This window comes from Mesorhizobium sp. CU3 (genome assembly GCF_006442965.1).
GTDB lineage: Bacteria > Pseudomonadota > Alphaproteobacteria > Rhizobiales > Rhizobiaceae > Mesorhizobium.
The window spans coordinates 1-18,902 of sequence record NZ_VFWX01000024.1 but is presented as its reverse complement, the minus strand read 5'-3'; the positions used below and the strand labels follow the sequence as shown (position 1 = coordinate 18,902).

22 protein-coding genes are annotated in these 18,902 nt (G+C 63.4%); 14 read left to right on the top strand and 8 right to left on the bottom strand.

The genetic code is table 11. The features are described 5' to 3' along the window. Positions 1–116 precede the first annotated feature (116 nt). Both FJ988_RS28040 and FJ988_RS28035 read left to right on the top strand, forming a co-directional pair. Positions 117–761 (top strand): TetR/AcrR family transcriptional regulator, encoded by a 645-nt coding sequence (locus FJ988_RS28040; protein WP_140822155.1) that lies wholly within the window; start codon positions 117–119, stop codon positions 759–761. Further along, positions 730–1,893 (top strand): isovaleryl-CoA dehydrogenase, encoded by a 1,164-nt coding sequence (locus FJ988_RS28035; RefSeq protein WP_140822152.1) that lies wholly within the window; start codon positions 730–732, stop codon positions 1,891–1,893. Before FJ988_RS28040 ends, FJ988_RS28035 begins: the two co-directional genes overlap by 32 nt. Here the strand turns inward: FJ988_RS28035 and FJ988_RS28030 are convergent. Then, positions 1,890–2,258 (bottom strand): type II toxin-antitoxin system HicB family antitoxin, encoded by a 369-nt coding sequence (locus FJ988_RS28030; RefSeq protein WP_140807565.1) that lies wholly within the window; start codon positions 2,256–2,258, stop codon positions 1,890–1,892. The two genes, FJ988_RS28035 and FJ988_RS28030, sit on opposite strands and share 4 nt — an antisense overlap. Beyond that, entirely contained in the window at positions 2,255–2,509 is a 255-nt protein-coding gene (locus FJ988_RS28025; protein WP_140822150.1) for a type II toxin-antitoxin system HicA family toxin, read from the bottom strand. Before FJ988_RS28025 ends, FJ988_RS28030 begins: the two co-directional genes overlap by 4 nt. A 103-nt stretch (positions 2,510–2,612) precedes the next feature. Between FJ988_RS28025 and FJ988_RS28020 the strand changes: the two genes are divergently transcribed. The 5 genes from FJ988_RS28020 (at position 2,613) to FJ988_RS28000 (ending at position 7,669) form a co-directional block, all read left to right on the top strand. Beyond that, complete coding sequence (locus FJ988_RS28020; RefSeq protein ID WP_140822148.1) at positions 2,613–4,220, top strand: carboxyl transferase domain-containing protein; 1,608 nt, start codon at positions 2,613–2,615, stop codon at positions 4,218–4,220. 2 nt (positions 4,221–4,222) lie between these two features. Continuing rightward, positions 4,223–4,753, top strand: coding sequence for an O-acetyl-ADP-ribose deacetylase (locus tag FJ988_RS28015; protein ID WP_140822146.1), 531 nt, complete (start codon positions 4,223–4,225; stop codon positions 4,751–4,753). A gap of 119 nt (positions 4,754–4,872) precedes the next feature. After that, complete coding sequence (locus tag FJ988_RS28010) at positions 4,873–5,244, top strand: hypothetical protein (RefSeq protein ID WP_140822144.1); 372 nt, start codon at positions 4,873–4,875, stop codon at positions 5,242–5,244. A 114-nt stretch (positions 5,245–5,358) separates the two neighbouring features. Next, positions 5,359–5,655, top strand: a complete 297-nt coding sequence (locus tag FJ988_RS28005; RefSeq protein WP_140822142.1) for a hypothetical protein — start codon at positions 5,359–5,361, stop codon at positions 5,653–5,655. A gap of 49 nt (positions 5,656–5,704) precedes the next feature. Beyond that, positions 5,705–7,669 carry an acetyl/propionyl/methylcrotonyl-CoA carboxylase subunit alpha gene (locus tag FJ988_RS28000; RefSeq protein ID WP_140822140.1) on the top strand — a complete coding sequence of 655 codons (1,965 nt, stop codon included), beginning with the start codon at positions 5,705–5,707 and terminating at the stop codon, positions 7,667–7,669. Between the two features lie 34 nt (positions 7,670–7,703). On the opposite strand, the gene FJ988_RS27995 is transcribed toward FJ988_RS28000, so the two are convergent. From FJ988_RS27995 to FJ988_RS27980, 4 genes are all read right to left on the bottom strand, one after another. Next, complete coding sequence (locus FJ988_RS27995; protein ID WP_140822138.1) at positions 7,704–8,261, bottom strand: sugar O-acetyltransferase; 558 nt, start codon at positions 8,259–8,261, stop codon at positions 7,704–7,706. Positions 8,262–8,359: 98 nt separating this feature from the next. Beyond that, positions 8,360–9,481, bottom strand: coding sequence for an ABC transporter substrate-binding protein (locus tag FJ988_RS27990; protein ID WP_140822136.1), 1,122 nt, complete (start codon positions 9,479–9,481; stop codon positions 8,360–8,362). A 425-nt stretch (positions 9,482–9,906) separates the two neighbouring features. Next, on the bottom strand, positions 9,907–10,173 hold the full coding sequence (locus FJ988_RS27985; RefSeq protein ID WP_140822134.1) for a sel1 repeat family protein: 267 nt from the start codon (positions 10,171–10,173) through the stop codon (positions 9,907–9,909). A 123-nt stretch (positions 10,174–10,296) separates the two neighbouring features. Continuing rightward, the gene (locus tag FJ988_RS27980) at positions 10,297–10,485 is read right to left on the bottom strand and encodes a hypothetical protein (protein WP_140822132.1); all 189 of its coding nucleotides are present in this window, start codon (positions 10,483–10,485) and stop codon (positions 10,297–10,299) included. 121 nt (positions 10,486–10,606) lie between these two features. Between FJ988_RS27980 and FJ988_RS27975 the strand changes: the two genes are divergently transcribed. The 5 genes from FJ988_RS27975 (at position 10,607) to FJ988_RS27960 (ending at position 14,309) form a co-directional block, all read left to right on the top strand. Beyond that, the gene (locus FJ988_RS27975) at positions 10,607–10,948 is read left to right on the top strand and encodes a DUF2147 domain-containing protein (RefSeq protein ID WP_140822130.1); all 342 of its coding nucleotides are present in this window, start codon (positions 10,607–10,609) and stop codon (positions 10,946–10,948) included. Between the two features lie 197 nt (positions 10,949–11,145). After that, a complete protein-coding gene (locus tag FJ988_RS30965; protein WP_181183699.1) occupies positions 11,146–11,298 on the top strand; it encodes a hypothetical protein in 153 nt (50 codons plus the stop codon). A 33-nt stretch (positions 11,299–11,331) separates the two neighbouring features. Continuing rightward, entirely contained in the window at positions 11,332–11,535 is a 204-nt protein-coding gene (locus FJ988_RS27970; protein ID WP_140822128.1) for a hypothetical protein, read from the top strand. 177 nt (positions 11,536–11,712) lie between these two features. Continuing rightward, on the top strand, positions 11,713–13,173 hold the full coding sequence (locus tag FJ988_RS27965; RefSeq protein ID WP_246688680.1) for an AMP nucleosidase: 1,461 nt from the start codon (positions 11,713–11,715) through the stop codon (positions 13,171–13,173). A gap of 98 nt (positions 13,174–13,271) precedes the next feature. After that, positions 13,272–14,309 carry an endonuclease/exonuclease/phosphatase family protein gene (locus FJ988_RS27960; RefSeq protein WP_140822124.1) on the top strand — a complete coding sequence of 346 codons (1,038 nt, stop codon included), beginning with the start codon at positions 13,272–13,274 and terminating at the stop codon, positions 14,307–14,309. 111 nt (positions 14,310–14,420) lie between these two features. On the opposite strand, the gene FJ988_RS27955 is transcribed toward FJ988_RS27960, so the two are convergent. Together FJ988_RS27955 and FJ988_RS27950 are read right to left on the bottom strand one after the other, a co-directional pair. Continuing rightward, positions 14,421–15,023: a DUF922 domain-containing protein gene (locus tag FJ988_RS27955; RefSeq protein ID WP_140822122.1), complete on the bottom strand. Its 603-nt coding sequence runs from the start codon at positions 15,021–15,023 to the stop codon at positions 14,421–14,423. Positions 15,024–15,248: 225 nt separating this feature from the next. Beyond that, the gene (locus FJ988_RS27950; RefSeq protein WP_407067739.1) at positions 15,249–16,952 is read right to left on the bottom strand and encodes an electron transfer flavoprotein-ubiquinone oxidoreductase; all 1,704 of its coding nucleotides are present in this window, start codon (positions 16,950–16,952) and stop codon (positions 15,249–15,251) included. A gap of 216 nt (positions 16,953–17,168) precedes the next feature. Between FJ988_RS27950 and FJ988_RS27945 the strand changes: the two genes are divergently transcribed. Beyond that, entirely contained in the window at positions 17,169–17,807 is a 639-nt protein-coding gene (locus FJ988_RS27945) for a hypothetical protein (protein WP_140822118.1), read from the top strand. Between the two features lie 39 nt (positions 17,808–17,846). Further along, entirely contained in the window at positions 17,847–18,782 is a 936-nt protein-coding gene (locus tag FJ988_RS27940; RefSeq protein ID WP_140822116.1) for a uracil-DNA glycosylase family protein, read from the top strand. Positions 18,783–18,902: the final 120 nt, after the last annotated feature.

The window sequence follows — 18,902 nt, the reverse complement described above, 5'->3', positions numbered from 1 at the left end:
AAAAGGCAGGTCGAGACTACCGCCATTTATTTGACTCAGTCAACCACCCTGGAGAGCAGATACCGCCCCTTGAATTAATTGAACGTTCGTTTTATTAATAGTTCGGGAGGCAGACGATGGCGCGCACCACTGGTTCCGATGGCGAAAAGACCGCGGCGGCTGTCCGAGAAGCGGCGGTCAGCCTGATTGCGCGCCTCGGCTACGAGGCGATGTCGATGCGGCAGCTTGCGGCGGAAGTCGGTGTGCAGGCGGCCGCGCTCTATCGCTATTTTCCCACCAAGGAGGACCTTTTGTTCACGCTGATGCGCGAGCATATGGAGGGCCTGATAGAGGCCTGGGGCAGAGCCCGGCCAGCCAGCGACGACGCGGCCGTCCGGCTGGCCGCCTATGTCGAGAACCACATCGCCTTCCATATCGAGCGGCGCCACGCCACGCATGTCTCCAACATGGAATTGCGCAGCCTGTCGCATGAGCGGCTGACGCATATCCTGAAGATGCGCACCGCCTATGAGAAGGAACTGCGCGCGATCCTGCGCGACGGCGCCGAAGCGGGCCGTTTCGAGATCGACGATGTCGGGCTCACCGCCATGGCGCTGATCCAGATGATGACCGGTGTCATCGTCTGGTTCCGTCCAGGCGAGCGGCTGTCGATCCATGAAGTCACCACGACATATCTTTCCATGACAATGCGGCTCGTCGGCGTAAAAACCGATACCAGGGAGGAGGCCCATGTACACGAATACGCTCAGCTTCGGGCATGATCCCGACATCGAGGCGCTGCGCGACACGGTAAGACGCTTCGCCCAGGACAGGATCGCGCCGATCGCGGCCGAAATCGACCGCGAAAATGAATTCCCGGCGCATCTTTGGGGCGAGCTCGGCGCGCTCGGCCTGCTCGGCATCACCGCCGATCCGGATTTCGGCGGAACCGGCATGGGCTATCTCGCGCATGTCGTGGCGATGGAGGAAATCTCGCGCGCATCGGCCTCGGTCGGCCTTTCCTACGGCGCGCATTCGAACCTGTGCGTCAACCAGATCAACCGCTGGGCGACGCCGGCGCAGAAGGAAAAGTACCTCCCCGCTCTGTGCTCGGGCGAACATGTCGGGGCGCTCGCCATGTCGGAACCCGGTGCCGGCTCGGACGTGGTGTCGCTTCGCCTGCGTGCCGAAAAGCGCAACGACCGCTATGTGTTGAACGGCTCGAAGATGTGGATCACCAACGGCCCCGACGCCCAAACGATGGTCGTCTACGCCAAGACCGATCCCGAACGGCACTCGCGCGGCATTACCGCCTTCATTCTCGAGAAAACGATGGCCGGCTTCTCGGTGGCGCAAAAGCTCGACAAGCTCGGCATGCGCGGCTCCAATACCGGCGAGCTGGTGTTCGAGGATGTCGAGGTGCCCTATGACAATGTGCTGCATCAGGAAGGCCGCGGCGTCGAGGTGCTGATGTCGGGCCTCGACTATGAGAGGACGGTGCTGTCCGGCGGCCCACTCGGCCTGATGGCCGCCTGCCTCGATGTGGCGGTGCCTTATGTGCACGAGCGCAAGCAGTTCGGCCGGCCGATCGGCGAGTTCCAGCTCGTCCAGGGTAAGCTTGCCGACATGTACACGACGGTGAATGCCGCCCGCGCCTATGTCTATGCGGTGGCCGCCGCCTGCGACCGTGGCGAGACGACCCGCAAGGATGCCGCCGGCTGCGTGCTGTTCGCCGCCGAGAAAGCAACGCAGATGGCGCTCGACGCATTGCAGTTGCTCGGCGGCAACGGCTACATCAACGACTATCCGACCGGGCGGCTACTGCGCGACGCCAAGCTCTACGAGATCGGCGCCGGCACCAGCGAGATCCGCCGCTGGCTGATCGGCCGCGAGATCATGGCGGAGGCGGTTTAGTGAGCTCTGCTCGTCACCTTCGTCGAGCTTTCATCGACCCGCTTGCGGGCCGCTTCGGCGAGCGTGTCGGATACCCACTGGTTGATCGATTTTCCATCGCTGGCTGCCGCCTTGCCAAGCAAGGCATGGATTTCCGGCGTGGTGCGGAGAGCGAGCTTGCCGGAATAGGGTTTTTGCGGATCGACACCACGCTCTTTGCAAAAGGCAAGGTAGTCGTCGACGCTGTCGTGGAACGATTTCACCAATTCCTCAGCGGTCTCTGCCTCAAAGGTAACGATATCGCGAATGCCAAGGATGCGGCCATGGAAGACCATGTCCTCGTCGTCGAACTCGATCGAACCGGCATATCCCTTGTAAAGCTTCATGGCCTTATTCCAACGTTCGTCAAAAATTCTCTGATATCCCTGACCGCCCACCGCTTGGTATCGGGTGACGGATGCGGCCGGTGCAGGAATAGCGTCTGGCCGGATATCGTGAATCGGACCCGCGAGCCGCTGCCTTCCGAAACCTCGGCTCCAAGCGCGATCAGTAGCGCCTCGACATCGCGCCACTTTATCGAGGCGCTGACAGGGTTCGCAAATATCTTGTCCAGTGTCTGCCGGTGCGCTGCTTTCATGGCTTTCGCCTCTCCCCAATCGAATACCTTTGTGATCAGTTCCTCTGGGGTTAGGGCGAGAGCCCAAGTGATACTAAAATATGATATCATTTGAGGTTCGTCAATGTCCGCCTTGACCTCCCAGATCTCCCCCTCCTCCGACGCCTTCCGTGCCAATGCCGATCGCATGCGGGCGCTGGTCGCTGACATCGCCGACAAGGCGGCAAGCGTGGAGCGCGGCGGTTCCGACGAAGCGCGCGAACGCCACGTTTCGCGCGGCAAGCTGCTGCCGCGCGAGCGGCTGGCGCAGTTGCTCGACACCGGCTCGCCCTTCCTTGAGGTCGGCCAGTTCGCGGCGTGGTCGATGTATGGTGAGGACATCCCCTCGGCCGGCATCATCACCGGCGTCGGTCGCGTCGAGGGCCGCGAGGTGATGGTCGTCGTCAACGACGCGACGGTGAAGGGCGGCACCTACTACCCGCTGACGGTGAAGAAGCATCTCAGGGCGCAAGAGATCGCGCTGCAGAACAACCTGCCTTGCGTCTATCTGGTCGACAGCGGCGGGGCCAATCTGCCCAACCAGGACGAGGTGTTTCCAGACCGCGAGCATTTCGGCCGCATCTTCTACAACCAGGCCAACATGTCGGCGGCCGGCATCCCGCAGATCGCTTGCGTCATGGGCTCGTGCACCGCCGGCGGCGCCTATGTGCCGGCGATGTCGGACGAGACGATCATGGTGCGCAACCAGGCGACCATCTTCCTCGGCGGCCCGCCGCTGGTGAAGGCGGCTACCGGCGAGGACGTCAGCGCCGAGGAGCTCGGCGGCGCCGATGTGCATACAAGGCTTTCCGGCGTTGCCGACCACTACGCAATGGACGATGAACACGCCTTGGCCATTTGCCGGCGCATCGTCAGGAACCTGAATCGGAACAAGACTCTAGGCCTGAATCTACACAAGCCGATTCAACCGCTTCACGATCCGAGCGAACTCTACGGCATCGTGCCGACGGATTTGCGCCAGCCCTATGACGTGCGCGAGGTCATCGCGCGCCTGGTCGACGGTTCGGAGTTCGACGAGTTCAAGCAGAATTACGGCACGACGCTGGTCACCGGCTTTGCGCATCTCTACGGCATGCCGGTCGGCATCATCGGCAACAATGGCGTGCTGTTCTCGGAAAGCGCGCTGAAGGGCGCGCATTTCATCGAGCTCTGCTGCCAGCGCGGCATTCCGCTGATCTTCCTGCAGAACATCACCGGCTTCATGGTCGGGCGCAAATACGAGGCCGGCGGCATTGCCAAGGACGGCGCCAAGCTGGTGATGGCGGTGGCGACCGCGAAGGTGCCGAAGCTCACGGTGATCATCGGCGGCTCGTTCGGCGCCGGCAATTACGGCATGTGCGGCCGCGCCTATTCGCCCCGCTTCCTGTGGATGTGGCCGAACGCTCGCATCTCGGTGATGGGCGGCGAGCAGGCGGCGACGGTGCTTGCCATGGTCAAGCGCGAAGGCATCGAGCGCAAGGGCGGCGAATGGAGCGACGATGAGGAGGCAAAATTCCGCAAGCCGATCCTGATGAAATACGAGCATGAGGGCCATCCGCTATATTCATCTGCACGGCTCTGGGACGACGGCATCATCGATCCGGCCAAGACGCGCGACGTGCTGGCGCTGAGCCTCTCGGCAGCGCTCAATGCCGGGATAGAGGAGACGAAGTTCGGCGTGTTCAGGATGTGACGATGAGCGCTCTCGGCGACAGGATCCGCATCCATACCGGCGATATCACCAAGCTCGCGGTCGACGCCATCGTCAACGCCGCCAACAGCTCGCTGCTCGGCGGCGGCGGGGTCGACGGCGCCATCCATCGCGCGGCCGGGCCGGCGCTGGTCGCCGAGTGCCGCTTGCTCAATGGCTGCAAGACCGGCGACGCCAAGCTGACCAAGGGTTATGGGCTGCCGGCGCGCCATGTCATCCATACGGTCGGTCCGGTCTGGCAGGGCGGCGGCAAGGACGAAGCGGGGCTGCTCGCCTCCTGCTATCGGCGCTCGTTCGAAATCGCCCGTGACCACGACTGCCGCACGATCGCCTTCCCGGCGATCTCGACAGGCATTTACGGCTATCCAAAAGACGAAGCGAGCGGAATTGCAGTGGCCACATCAAGCGACTTCCTGTGGCAGCATGCGCTGCCCGAGGTCGTTACTTTCTGCTGCTTCGACGAACAGACAGCGGAATTTTACCGACAAGCCGTTGCTGCCATCGAAAAAGGCTAAACTTATGGGTCAGGAGATCTCCCAATACAGCCAAGTGCGATTCTCCAAGCGGTGGCTGGCGCGAGCGAAAAATATTCGCTATTGCTCTGCTTGCATTGGGGAATTTGGGTGGACTGGGCATGATTGCGAAATACTGCGGCAAGTCGATTGCATCGATACTTTCAGGACTTCTAATATTGTCAACACCCACCGCCGAGGCGGCAGGGTCTCTGGCAGGCAGCAAGGGCGACGTTCACTATCCGGTATACTTCCCGCCCGGCACGAAGGGGAACTGCGGCAAGGCCTACAACGCCTATATCGCGGCGGGCGGCCATTCGGCCTACGCATCCACGCCGATTGCCAGGATGACGGAGTTCTTCATCTGCGGCGTATCCCTGAATACCAAGAGCCAGCAGGCCGCGGAAGATCTTGCGATGCGCAACTGTCTGGGCGGCTTGAAGAGATACAAGTTCCAGACCAGCGGGGCCTGCAGCATCGCGGCGTCCAAATAGGCGGCAGACGGCTTCTTTCTTTTCGGGGCAAGCGAGATGAAGTTAGCGTTTTTCAGGCAGACGACCGCATGGGCTCTGGTCGGCCTGTTGATCCTTGCAACACCAGGTGCCGGCATGGCCGGATCGCTGGCCGGCAGCGTCGGAGACAAGCGGTTTGCTCCGACTTTGTCGCTCGATCCCAAACAGCCCTGCACCAAGGCTTACAACGCCTATATCGCAGCAAGCGGCCATTCGGCCTACGCCACGACAGCGTTTGTGCGGGTCATGGATGGCTACGTCCTGTGCGGCGCGAAGTACAATGCGCCGTCGCAAAAGGCAGCCGAGGAGCTAGCGATGAAATCCTGCCAATCCGCCCGGGCGCACTACAAGGTGGCGGCCGGCGGGGAGTGCCTGATCGCGGCTTCGAAGTAGGCGGGCTAAGGTCTAACCGGAACCGCCCGCACCACATCCGGGAGGTTCCATGTTCGGCAAGATCCTGATCGCCAACCGCGGCGAGATCGCCTGCCGCGTCATCCGCACAGCCCGCAGGCTCGGCGTGCGCACCGTCGCGGTCTATTCGGACGCGGATGCCCGCGCCTTGCATGTCGAGATGGCGGACGAGGCGGTGCATATCGGCGCCTCCCCGGTCGGCGAAAGCTATCTGCGTGGCGACAAGATCATCGCGGCAGCACTCGCCACCAGCGCCCAGGCCATCCATCCCGGTTACGGCTTCCTCTCGGAAAATCCGGATTTCGTCGATCAGGTGGTCGCCGCCGGGCTCGTCTTCATCGGCCCGTCCGCCGCCTCGATCCGCGCCATGGGCTTGAAGGACGCCGCCAAGCGGCTGATGGAAAAGGCCGGCGTGCCGGTGGTGCCGGGCTATCACGGCGAGGCGCAGGAGATCGTGCTGCTAGCCTCCAAGGCGCGCGAGATTGGCTACCCCGTTCTGATCAAGGCGCGCGCCGGCGGCGGCGGCAAGGGCATGCGCCGCGTCGACCACCCCGACGATTTCTCCGAAGCGCTGTCCAGCGCGCGGCGCGAGGCCAAGGCGGCGTTCGGCGACGACCGCGTGCTGGTCGAAAAATATGTCGACAAACCGCGCCATATCGAGGTGCAGGTGTTCGGCGACAATTTCGGCGATGCGGTGCATCTTTACGAGCGCGACTGCTCGGCGCAGCGCCGCCACCAGAAGGTGATCGAGGAAGCCCCTGCCCCCGGCATGACGCCGGCGCTGCGCAAGGCGATGACGGATGCCGCGGTGAAGGCCGCCAAGGCGATCAATTACTCCGGCGCCGGCACAATCGAGTTCATCGTCGATGCCTCGCAAGGGCTCAAACCCGACGGTTTCTGGTTCATGGAGATGAACACGCGGCTGCAGGTCGAGCATCCCGTCACAGAGATGGTCACCGGCGTCGATCTGGTCGAATGGCAGCTGCGTGTCGCGTCCGGCGAGAAACTGCCGAAGGCGCAGGACGAGATCGCGCTAGTCGGCCATGCTTTCGAAGCACGCCTCTATGCCGAGGACGCCGCGAAAGGATTTCTGCCGGCGACCGGCACGCTGCATCATCTCAAATTTCCCGACGCGGCGCCGGAAGGCGCTGCGATGCGCATCGAGACCGGCGTGCGCGCCGGCGATGCGATCTCGCCCTTCTACGATCCGATGATCGCCAAGCTGGTTGTGCATGCCAGGGACAGAGCAGCGGCACTTGCCGCGCTGGGTGACGCGCTGGCGCGAACGGAAGTGGCGGGATCGACGGTCAACACCGCTTTCCTGGCGGCTCTGGCAGCCGATGCGGACTTCGCGGCCGGCGATGTCGATACCGGGCTGATCGGCCGGCATCAGGAAACGCTCACCGAAGTTCCCGCGCCGAGCGACGAGACAATCGCCGCCGCGGCGCTCGCCGCGACCGACGCCGGCGCGCCAAGCGCCGCAGGCGATCCGTGGTCGGCGCTTTCCGGCTATGCGCATTTCCACACGCTTGGCCGGCGCACCCGCCTGCGCCATGGCGAGGAAAACATCCTGGCCAGGGTTTCGGCGCGGCCGGACGGCCGCTTCCAGGTGGCGCTGGAGGCGCCGCATGATGCGATCAATTCGCACGACCTGAGAAACCTGCCACGCAGCGCGCGCTGGCCGGGCCACGTTACCGTGTTCGAGGGCGCTGTGGGCTACACCTTCGCTGTTCCCGATCCGCTGGCCAAGGCCGACGTGGCGGGCGCCGCATCCGGCAGCCTGCGCGCGCCGATGCCGGGCCTGGTCAAGCTGGTGCGCGCGGCGGCCGGCGACGCCGTTATCAAGGGCCAGCCGCTGCTCATCCTCGAGGCGATGAAGATGGAGCACACCATCGCCGCTCCGCATGACGGGGTCATCGCCGAGATCGCCGCCGAGGGCGCGCAGGTCAGCGACGGCACGGTGCTGGTGCGGTTCGCGGAAGACGGCCAGGGCTGAGTGGCTCCCCGGCCGCCGCGCTCGGAGTCCCCGCTCAATCGGCGATCGGGCGAATGACCCTCGCGGGATTGCCGCCAACGAGCGTGTTCGGCGGAACGTCCCTGGTGACGACCGAACCCGCCGCGACGACCGAGTTCTCGCCCACCGTCACACCGCCGATGATGGTGACGCCGGCCGCGATCCAGACGTTCCTCTCGATCACAATGGGCTTTGCGGTGACGGAGGCGCGCCGTTCGGACGGAGCAATCGGATGGCCGGAGGTGATGAGACTGACATTGGGCCCGATCATCACATCGTCGGCAATGTCGAGCCCGCCAAGGTCGTAGAAGGTGCAGTTCTGGTTGACGAAGACATTGCGCCCAATGCGGGTATCCGCTCCGCCGGTCGCGTAGAATGGCGGGATCAGCACAAAACTGTCGTCCACGGTCCTGCCGAGAAGCTCGCTGAACAGAGCGCGCACTTGATCCGCATCGTCATAGGTCAAGCGATTGAGCCTGGCCGTGATCGCCATCGCCCGCTTGACGTTTGCCGTCATCGCCGCGGATTCCGGGGTACGCCTGGGAATGATCCTGGTGCGATCGTCATTCGCCATTCTTGATTCCTCCCAGGCGCGACTCGAATGCGACAGGCAGGCTAAACGAAAATGGCCGGGACGAGCCCGGCCATCTCCAACTTATCCGACAGAACCGATTACGGCTGGATCGGCGCGTATTTGCCGTCGTGCCACTGGTTGATGTCGTAGCTGGCGTTCTTCAGGTCGCCCTTCTCGTCGAAGATGACGTCGCCGACGACGGTGCTGATCGGCTTGCCGTCCTTGAGCGCCTCGGCGACCTTGGTCGGATCGTCGGTGCCCGCGCGCTTGATGCCTTCGGCGACCGCCTGGACCACCGCATAGGAGAACAGCGTGAAGCCTTCGGGCACGAAACCGCCGGCCTTGATCTTGGCGACCGCGTCCTTGGCTTCGGGCTTCGCCTGCGGGTCCGACGGGAAGACGAACATGGTGCCTTCGCCGGCCGGGCCGGCAACCTGCCAGAATTCCGGCGAGGCGATCGAGTCCGGCATGATCAGCTGGAACTTGACGTTCTGCTCCGCCGCCTGGCGCAGGATGAGGCCTGCCTCGGGGTGGTAGCCGCCGAAATAGACGACGTCGGTCTTGAACTCCTTCAGCTTGGTGACCAGAGCCGAATAGTCCTTCTCGCCGGCATTGATGCCTTCGTAGTCGACTTCCTTCAGCCCGCCGGCATTCATCGTCGCCTTCACGGCATCGGCAACGCCCTGGCCGTAGGCGCTCTTGTCGTGCAGGATGACGATGTTCTTGCCGGCATATTTCTTGGCGATCCACGGGCCGATGAAAGCGCCCTGCGCGTCGTCGCGCGTGTAGAGCCGCATGATCGTCGGCCAGCCGGACTTGGCGGCGGCGTCGGTCAGCACCGGGTTGGACGAAGCCGGGCTCATCATCAGCGTACCCGCTTCGGCATAGACGGCGGAGGCCGGAATGCTCGAGCCCGAGCAGGCATGGCCGTCGACGAATTTGACGCCGTTGGCGACGATGCGGTTGGCGACCGAAACCGCCTGCTTCGGATCACACTGGTCGTCCTCGATGTCGAGCTTGATCATCGAGCCATTGACGCCGCCCGCCGCGTTGATGGCGTCGGCGGCTGCCTTCGCGCCCTGCTTGAACTGATCGCCGATGGTGGCGAGCTGGCCGGTCATCGGACCAACCACCGAAATGGTGATGTCGTCGGCGAAAGCAACCGGGGCGCTCATCATCAAGCCAAATGCGGCCGCGCTCAAAATACCCAATTTTTTCATGGCTATAAGTACTCCTCCACTGGCGCGCGGCGGCATGACCGCGCGTGTTCTACGGAGCCGGGACAATTTCACCCTTCGCCGGAACTGTCGATAGGACAGAGCGGTCGGTTTTGGTTCATTCCTGCCAGGATTTCTTAGGCCAAGAGACCGTTTAGTCACGCCGCGTAAAGCAAAAAGCCGCGCCAACCTTGTTCCGGTCGGTCGCGGCTTTTGCAGTCGAGCTCCCTAGACGCCCCCGCGCCCGAAACCCGCTCGCTTCCCTGTCTTCTTCGTTGGACCATGATCTTATCCGAAAACCGGATTCCACTTTTCGGGATCATGGTCTGCGCGGCTTTGGCTCGTTGGCCTGCCACGTTCTTAGTCTTGTTCACCGGCCGTCTTTTCGCGGCCTTGTCCCCTGAACTCCTCGGACCGATCCCCTAGGATCAGTGCATCGTCATCCATTCGCGAGCTTCGCGCAGCGCCTTGGCGATCTCGACCTTCGACATCGTGGCCGAGAGTTCCGAGCGCAGCTCGGCGGCGCGCAGCGAGCCCTTGATCGCGGCGATGTTGAACCATTTGTGGGCGGCGACGACGTCGGTCTCGCAATCGCGGCCGGTCGCATACATCATGCCCAGTTCGAAAAGAATGTCGGCCTGGGCAGTTGCCCCCATGGCGCCGAAGCCGTCTTCAAGCATTTCAAAACGTGCCATTTCAATCCCCTGTCAGCTCCCGAGAGCTGCCTCCTTTTTCCCCTGTTTTCGCTTGGGACGGGCCGCTCTTTCGATGCTTTCGAGAATGACGGCTGGCCTTGAATCCGTCGTTAAATGGCGTGCTTAATTTGAAGAAAACAAAGCTAAAACAAGAGGTAAACGCAGAAATCCGTTAAGCATGGGAATCCAGCGATTGCGCGGTTTTTCGTCAAATTCGATGAAAATGCGAAAGGCCGGAATGAAGATTTCGCTAACCACGGAAACCGAAGCCTTTTTCGCCACCCGTTCATTTTCGGCGGCCGGCGCGGCCAAAATCCTTGCAACCTTCCGTGGCGGCACCGCTTTTGTTTTCGCGGGAGCTGGATTAGCTTACGTTTGCGTAAGGGGCAAAAGGGCGGATCTTGCCCCGCTGGAACCTACAGGGAGGACAGACATGTTTCGAAAAGTAAGCCTGGCCTTGGCGGCCACACTGGTCATGGCAGGCTCCGCATGGGCCGACCCGATCGAGGGCAATTGGAAGACGCAGGCCGGCGATACCGCGGCGATCGGCGGCAGCGGTTCTTTCTCCATCACGCTGAAGAGCGGCAAGTATGCGGGCAAGACCATCGGTTCGCTGAAAGCGGCCGGCGACAACAAATACACCGGCCAAATCACCGACCCGGCGAACGACAAGACCTATTCCGGCAAGGCGACGCTGTCGGGCACCTCGCTGAAGATGAGCGGCTGCGTGCTCGGCGGCCTGATCTGCAAGAGCCAGACCTGGCACAAGCTCTGAGCCCTGAAAAGTCGACGATCCGAACGGGGCCCAAGCGGCCCCGTTTTCTTTTGGCGCGACATTGCTTCGCGGCACCGTCCGCCGGCAATTGGGTGCGCGCAAAACCCCATCAACCATTTTGAACCGCAGATGAATGCCGGTCTCAGAACCGGTTCAGAGCCGTTTTGGCATTCTCTCCCGCATTGAAGGAGAGAGACATGCTTGCCCGTCGCTTCACCATCGTCTGCCTGCTGATGAGCCTGTTCGGCATGGGCTTCGCCATTCTGGTGGCGGAAGCCGGGCATGCGGACCGCCCTTGGGAGGCGGCCGGCGCCTGCCGTCTCAACTGCGTGAACCAATTCAACCGCTGAAACGACCAAGCTGAAAACAGGGACGTCACGACAATGAACCGCATCGCCACACTCGCAAAGAAAGGCCTCCGGCTTCTGCCGCGGGCGACGCTCATCCTGATGCTGCTCGCCGTTCCGGTGCTGGCAATGCCGATGATGCGCGCCGACACCGGCCACCGGATCGAAGCGCCAGCGCATAAGAACAGGAGCGTGGGCTTTGTGCTGCTGGTCAGCCTGCAGCGTGGGCAGTCTCTATAGGTTCCATAAGGGCGTCAGGCCAAACCGGCCTGGATCCGCATGCACCTTAAACACGTCCGAAGAAAATCGCCGCTACAGGCTCTCGCGGCTCCGTCTCCCTCTCCCAACCGCTCTTCCAAATCTCTATATTGAGCCATGGAAAAGCGAATCTATCCCCAAGCCATCGAATCGGTCGTCATGCCGGAGCCTTTCGGCAGGCAGGATTTCCACGACGCCAAAAAGGCCGTCGCGGCACTGCAAACGCTCTACGACCGCAACACCAAATTCCTGCGCGACTCCTTCGCGGCCCTTGCCGCGGGCGGCGATGAGAGCAAGCGCTACCGGGCCTTCTACCCGCAGATCAGCGTCACCACGACCTCGTTCAGCCAGGTCGATTCCCGCCAGGCCTACGGCCACATGCCGACGCCGGGCAATTTTTCGACCACGATCACCCAGCCGCTGCTGTTCGAGAATTACCTGATCGAGCAGCTTCGCCTCATCATGCGCAACCACGGCGTGACGGTGACTGTGTCGGAATCGACCACGCCGATCCCGCTGCATTTCGCCTTCCTTGAAGGCACCTATGTCGACGGCGCGGCGGCCGAGCGCATCAAGCGGCCGATCCGTGACCTGTTCGACGTGCCGGACCTCGACGGCACCGACGACCAGATCGCCAACGGTACTTTCGAAGTGGCGTTCGGCGAGCCGCGGCCGCTGGCGCCGTTCACCGCGCAGCGCATCGATTATTCGCTGCACCGCATGACGCATTACACAGCGACCAGCCCGCAGCATTTCCAGAATTTCGTGCTGTTCACCAACTACCAGTTCTACATCGACGAGTTCGTGGCGCGGGCCCGCGACCTGATGGCAAAGGGCGGTGGCGGTTACTCGGAATTCGTCGAACCGGGCAATGTGGTGACCAAGGCAGGCGCAACCGCACCGAGCGAAGGCGCGCCGCCGCCGCGGCTTCCGCAGATGCCGGCCTATCATTTGAAGAAGCCCGGCCATGGCGGCATCACCATGGTCAATATCGGAGTCGGCCCGTCCAACGCCAAGACGATCACCGACCATATCGCGGTGCTGCGGCCGCATGCCTGGCTGATGCTCGGCCACTGCGCCGGGCTGCGCAACACGCAGGCGCTGGGCGACTATGTGCTGGCGCATGCCTATGTGCGCGAGGACCATGTGCTGGACGACGATTTGCCGGTCTGGGTGCCGATCCCGCCGCTGGCCGAGATCCAGGTGGCCTTGCAGGAGGCCGTCGCCGAGGTGACGGGCCTTTCCGGCTATGATCTGAAGCGCATCATGCGCACCGGCACCGTTGCTACCATCGACAACCGCAACTGGGAGCTGCGCGACCAGCGCGGCCCGGTGCAACGGCTGTCGCAATCGCGCGCCATCGCGCTCGACATGGAATCGGCCACCATCGCCGCCAACGGCTTTCGCTTCCGCGTGCCCTACGGCACGCTGCTGTGCGTCTCCGACAAGCCGCTGCATGGCGAATTGAAGCTGCCCGGCATGGCGACCGAGTTCTACAAGCGGCAGGTGGCGCAGCATCTCACCATAGGCATCAGGGCGATGGAAAAGCTCGCCGAAATGCCGATGGAGCGGCTGCATTCGCGCAAGCTCAGAAGTTTTTCCGAGACGGCCTTCCAGTAGGCTGCTCAACGCTGCCGATGCCGGCGAGGCGATCGGTAGTCTTGCTTGAGCCGCAATTTGGCCGATAAGCGATCCGGACGGATTGCCGGGGCAACAGGATGACAACAGGCGGTGCGCGCTCGAGCATGATGGCTCAACTGACATTCCTGGCGACGATGGCGTGCTCGGCCGCGCTGCTCGCCGGCTTTTTCGGCGCGCTGCATCCGGCTTTTGATTCCTTCTCGCATTTCCGCATGCATCTGAGCGTGCTGACGGTGCTTCTGGCGCTGCCGCTGCTTGCCGGCTCCTACCGGCTGCAGGCGGTCGCGGCGCTGATCTTCGCCGTCTGCTGCTTCGTCACCACGATGAGCGCACTGCCCAGATTGCCGTCGCAGGAAGCGGTCGCCAAACCCGCCGACCGCATCGTCTACAGCCTGCTGCAGATGAATTTGCGCTTCAACAATCCGACGCCGAAGAAAGTGCTGTCGCTGATCGGCCGCACCAATCCCGACGTCATCACGCTCGACGAAGTGTCGGGGATGTGGGCGACGGAGCTCGGCTATATCAAGGACGCCTACCCCTATCGCATCCTGTGCGACTACCCCAACGGCGTTTTCGGCGTGGCGCTCCTGTCGCGCCGGCCGTTTGCCGCCGGCACGGCGCCGCATTGCGAACCGCGCGGGGCGATGGCGACCGCCACGATCGACTTCGGCGGCGTTCCCGTCGATGTCGCGGCGATCCATCTGAGTTGGCCGTGGCCGAGGGAGCAGTACTGGCAGATCGGCGAGCTGGCGCAGCCGCTGGCGGCACTTGGCGAAACCGCGATCATGGCCGGCGACTGCAACGCTGTGCCGTGGAGCGCCGCGGTGCGGCGTGTGGCGCGGCTCGGCGGGCTGACGCCGATGCCGTCGGCCGGCCCGACCTGGATCCACCGCACGCTGCCCGATTTCCTGCGACGCTATGCCGGACTGCCGATCGACCAGGTGTTCAGCAAGGGCGGCGTGACGATCCTGTCGTCGACCCGGCTGGAAGACTCCGGCTCCGACCACCTGCCGGTGCTGGTCGAGTTCACACTGCGGCCGGACGACAAGCCGCCCGAAGAGGAGCATCAATCGGCGCTGGCCGCCAACGAGGCGGTCGGCAAGCCGCGCGGTTGACTAGAGCGTTTCACCATTTCACGGAAACGGCGAACCGCTCTATCTCTTTGTTTTTACGCAGTTCCGGGCGGAAAACCGATCACACTTTTCCTGGAACTGCTTTAACGCCTCTCAGTTCTTCCCGATCAACGCGTGAACAAGATGGTCGACATGGCCGCCGTCGCGATGCTCGCGTGCATCAAAGGCGTTCTGTTTCGCTTCATATTGCGCGTAGACGGCGTCGATCCGGCGCCTGGCTTCGCGATGGGTGGCGGTGCAGAACCAGTTGTCGGGAAGCGCCAAGCCGGCAATGGATCTTTCGGTGGCGCGCATCATGGCCTTGGCAATGCGGCCGTGATGGTGCTCGTGAGCGTAGACGCCGGCGAGGAAGCGCCGCCAGCGCCGCTCGAGCCTGGCTGTCGGCGGCGAAGCCAGGCGGGGAAAGGTGTAGGTGAGTTCCATCGTTCCTTCGGCGCCCCGCAATCTGCAGACGCCGCCGTCGCGATCCACGTCGAGGTTCCAGTTCACCGCATAGGCGGTGTCGGCGATGGCGCGGGTCATGAAGCCGTGCTTGGGGCCTTGGCGGTTCATCGCCTCGACCAGGGCGGCGCCCGTCGTGCCGGCGATGTCGTAGCTGCGCGTCGTGACCACCACCTTGGTGCCGGCTAAGGCCTCCGGAGCGACGCCACAAAGGCCGCCGAGCATGACGAGGCATGTAAGAACCGCCAGGCGCATGGCCACTTGCTCCCTATCCGCAGAGAAGGAACTATAAGCCAGCTGCAATTTCAAGCTTGAGCACCTGACGCCGTTAACGGGCCGCGGGACAGAAACCGCGGAATGGTCATCTAACGGCGGTCGAGACGGCCCGGTTTGGTAGTGCCGCCTACATGCCCTGGTGAGACCGGGCCTTCGCCGGCATTTTCCTGACGGCGTTCGAGACGGCCCATTTCGCAGTGCCGCCTACATGCCCTGGTAGACCGGGCCTTCGCCGCCTTGTGGCGGCACCCAGTTGATGTTCTGGTTCGGGTCCTTGATGTCGCAGGTCTTGCAGTGGACGCAGTTCTGCGCGTTGATGACGAAGCGCACATCCTTGGCCGACGGATCGGCGGCGGCGTTGCCGTCCTTGTCCACCCACTCATAGACGCCGGCCGGGCAATAGCGGGTCGACGGCCCGGCAAAGACGTCGTGCTCGGAGCGCTGCTGCAGCGCCATGTCGCCGACGACCAGGTGGGTCGGCTCGTTTTCCTCGTGGTTGGTGTTGGACAAAAACACCGAGGAGAGACGGTCGAAGGTCAGCACGCCGTCCGGCTTCGGATAGGCGATCTTGCTATGCTTCGATGCCGGCTCAAGCGCCGCATAGTCGGCCTTGCCGTGCTTCAACGTGCCGAAGGGCGAGAAGCCGAACAGCGTGTTCAGCCACATGTCGAGACCACCGATGCCGACGCCGACGATGGTGCCGAAGCGCGACCAGAGCGGCTTGACGTTGCGCACCTTCTTCAGGTCCTTGCCGATGTCGCTGCCGCGCCAGGCTTCCTCATAGGAAGCGAGCTCGTCATTGGCGCGGCCGGCGCCGATGGCTTCAGCAACATGCTCGGCGGCAAGCATGCCGGACAGTACCGCATTGTGCGAGCCCTTGATGCGCGGCACGTTGACGAAGCCGGCCGAGCAACCCATCAGCACGCCGCCCGGGAACGAGAGCTTCGGCACCGACTGCCAGCCGCCCTCGGTGATGGCGCGCGCGCCGTAGCCGATGCGCTTGGCGCCCTCGAAGGTGCCGGCGATCGCCGGATGCGTCTTGAAGCGCTGGAATTCCTCGAAGGGCGAAAGATAGGGATTCTTGTAGTTGAGGTGCAGCACGAAGCCGACTGCCACCTGGTTGTCTTCGAGGTGGTAGAGGAAGGAGCCGCCGCCGGTCTTCATGTCGAGCGGCCAGCCGAAGGAATGCTGCACGAGGCCCAACTTGTGGTTCTCCGGCTTGACTTGCCAGAGCTCCTTGAGGCCGATGCCGAATTTCGCCGGCTCGCGGCCGTCGGCCAGCTGGTATTTGGCGATCAGTTGCTTGGCGAGCGAACCCCGCGCGCCTTCGCCGATCAGCACATATTTCCCCATCAGCGCCATGCCGGGCGCGTAGGCCGGGCCATGCGTTCCATCCTTCTCGACGCCCATGTCGCCGGTGATGACGCCGGTGACGGCGCCGGCCTCGTTGTAGACCAGGCTCGCCGCGGCGAAGCCCGGATAGATCTCGACGCCGAGCGCCTCGGCCTTGGTCGCCAGCCAGCGGCAGACATTGCCGAGCGAGACGATGTAATTGCCGTGATTGTTCATCAGCGGCGGCATCAGGAAATTGGGCAGGCGGAACGAGCCGGCCGGCCCGAGCACCAGGAAATGGTCGGCGGTGACCGGCGTCTTGAACGGATGGTCGCTTTCCTCGCGCCAGCCGGGCAGCAGGCGGTCAATGCCGATCGGATCGACGACGGCGCCCGACAGGATATGGGCGCCGACCTCGCCGCCCTTTTCCAGGACGACGACGGACAGGTCGGGGTTGAGCTGCTTCAGACGGATGGCGGCGGCAAGGCCGGCGGGACCGGCGCCGACGATCACCACGTCGAATTCCATGCTTTCGCGTTCGATATCGCTCATCGACCCCTCGTTGGCTTGCCGCATTCTCGCATTGTGCTGGCTCATGCGCTGCATAGCGCATCAATTCGCGACGCGAAACCGGCGCTGACGTGACAACGCCGATTTCGACAAAAAGTCGCGGTTTTCCTACGAAATGGTCTCCTGGCCAGGCATGGACCAGGGCCGACCGGTTGGAAGGCCAGACCGCGAGCGCATGTTTTTAATTGTTCGGCGGCTTGGTTATCGGCAATACTTCACGCCATGCGCAGTCCAGAGCCGTCCGGCTTTCCATCGAAGCGCTTATCCTTCACGCCCGGCATGGCTTGGCGCGCGGTTCTTCCGGTCCTCTTTCTGACCCTACCTGCGCAGGCCGATCCGCAGAAAGTCTGGCCGACCGGTGCCTATTCCTTCTCTGATGAGCTCGGCGGCTTCCGCATCACCGGCGTGTCCGGCATCGGAACCAAGGAAGACCCGCTGGTCATCAAGGAGGAGCTGAACACGGCGACGCCGGTGACGCTGACCATCCGCGCTACCAAGCCGATCGAGCCCTTCGGCAAGGCCGGCGAAGTCGCCAACGGCGTAATGTATATGCGCATCGATGTACTGAACAACAGCGCCCTGCCCTGGGTGGAGTTCCAGTTCGAGCTGCAGGAAATCCTCGACCAGCCGAGCGTGTTCGGCGACGGCCTGTCCTTCGACCAGCGCAACAAGACGCCAGACAACATCTGGTCGAGCAATTTCGCCGATTTCGACCGGCGGTTCGAGCCATATGACCAGTTGCTGTTCAAGAACGGCAAGGTCGACCCGCTGAAGACGGCGACCTTCGATTTCCTGATCACCGACTACACACCTCGCTGGACCTTTTACATCGTGCAGGATCCGAGGATTCCGACGGGCTAGTAGGTTGCAAATCGGCGCAGCGCCGACCATGGTGGCGCCATGACTGCCGCCTCCCCCAGCATCCCAGCCGAGATCGCCGAGCTGCTTGCCTTCTATGCCAGCGCCGGCGTAGACGACGCGCTCGAGGACGCGCCGATCAACCGCTTTGCCGAACCGGCGGCAAGGCCGGCTGTGCGCGGGCCGGGCGAACGCAATCCCGCCGAGCGCGCGGCCGCAGCGCCGCGCCGCGAAGATAGCCGCCCGGCACCCGAGCAGGCGCCGGCGCGAGCCGAGACACCCAACCCGCCAGCGCCGCCATCCGGTATCGATGCCAGCAGCGTCCCGGACGCGCCGACGCGCATGCCGGCGACCGCCGCCGTTCCCGACGAGGCGCAGGCGCTGCTGGCCAGGCAACTGGCGGCAAGTGCCGCGACGCTTGACGAGTTGCGCCAGCACATGGCCGCATTCGACGGCTGCAACCTCAAATTCACCGCCAAGAACCTGGTCTTCGCCGACGGCAATCCCAATGCCGACCTCATGTTGGTCGGCGAGGCGCCCGGCCGCGACGAGGATCTTGAAGGCCTGCCCTTCGTCGGCCGCTCGGGCCGTCTGCTCGACCGCATGCTTGCCGCGATCGGCCTCGACCGCAGCTCGGCCTATATCGCCAACATCATTCCCTGGCGGCCGCCGGGCAACCGTACGCCGACGCCGCACGAGACCGAAATCTGCCGGCCGTTCATCGAAAGGCAGATCGAGTTGGTCAATCCAAAGGTGCTGGTCAATCTCGGCGGGCCGTCGGCCAAGACGCTGCTCAACACGACCGAAGGTATCCTCAGGCTGCGCGGCAACTGGCGGGTGCACACGACGGCATCCGGCACCGCCATTCCGGCGATGCCGACGCTGCACCCGGCCTATCTCTTGCGGACGCCGGCGCACAAGAAGCTGGCTTGGCGCGATTTTCTCGAGGTCAAGGCGAAGCTGAGGGGGCTGGCGTGAGCCTTTCCTTCCCCCCCTTGTGGGGGAAGGTGGATCGGCGCGTTAGCGCCGAGACGGATGAGCAACTGTGTTTGTCAGAACCTGTTTGGATTCCAAGGTTCGTTGTTTCGGATCATTGCA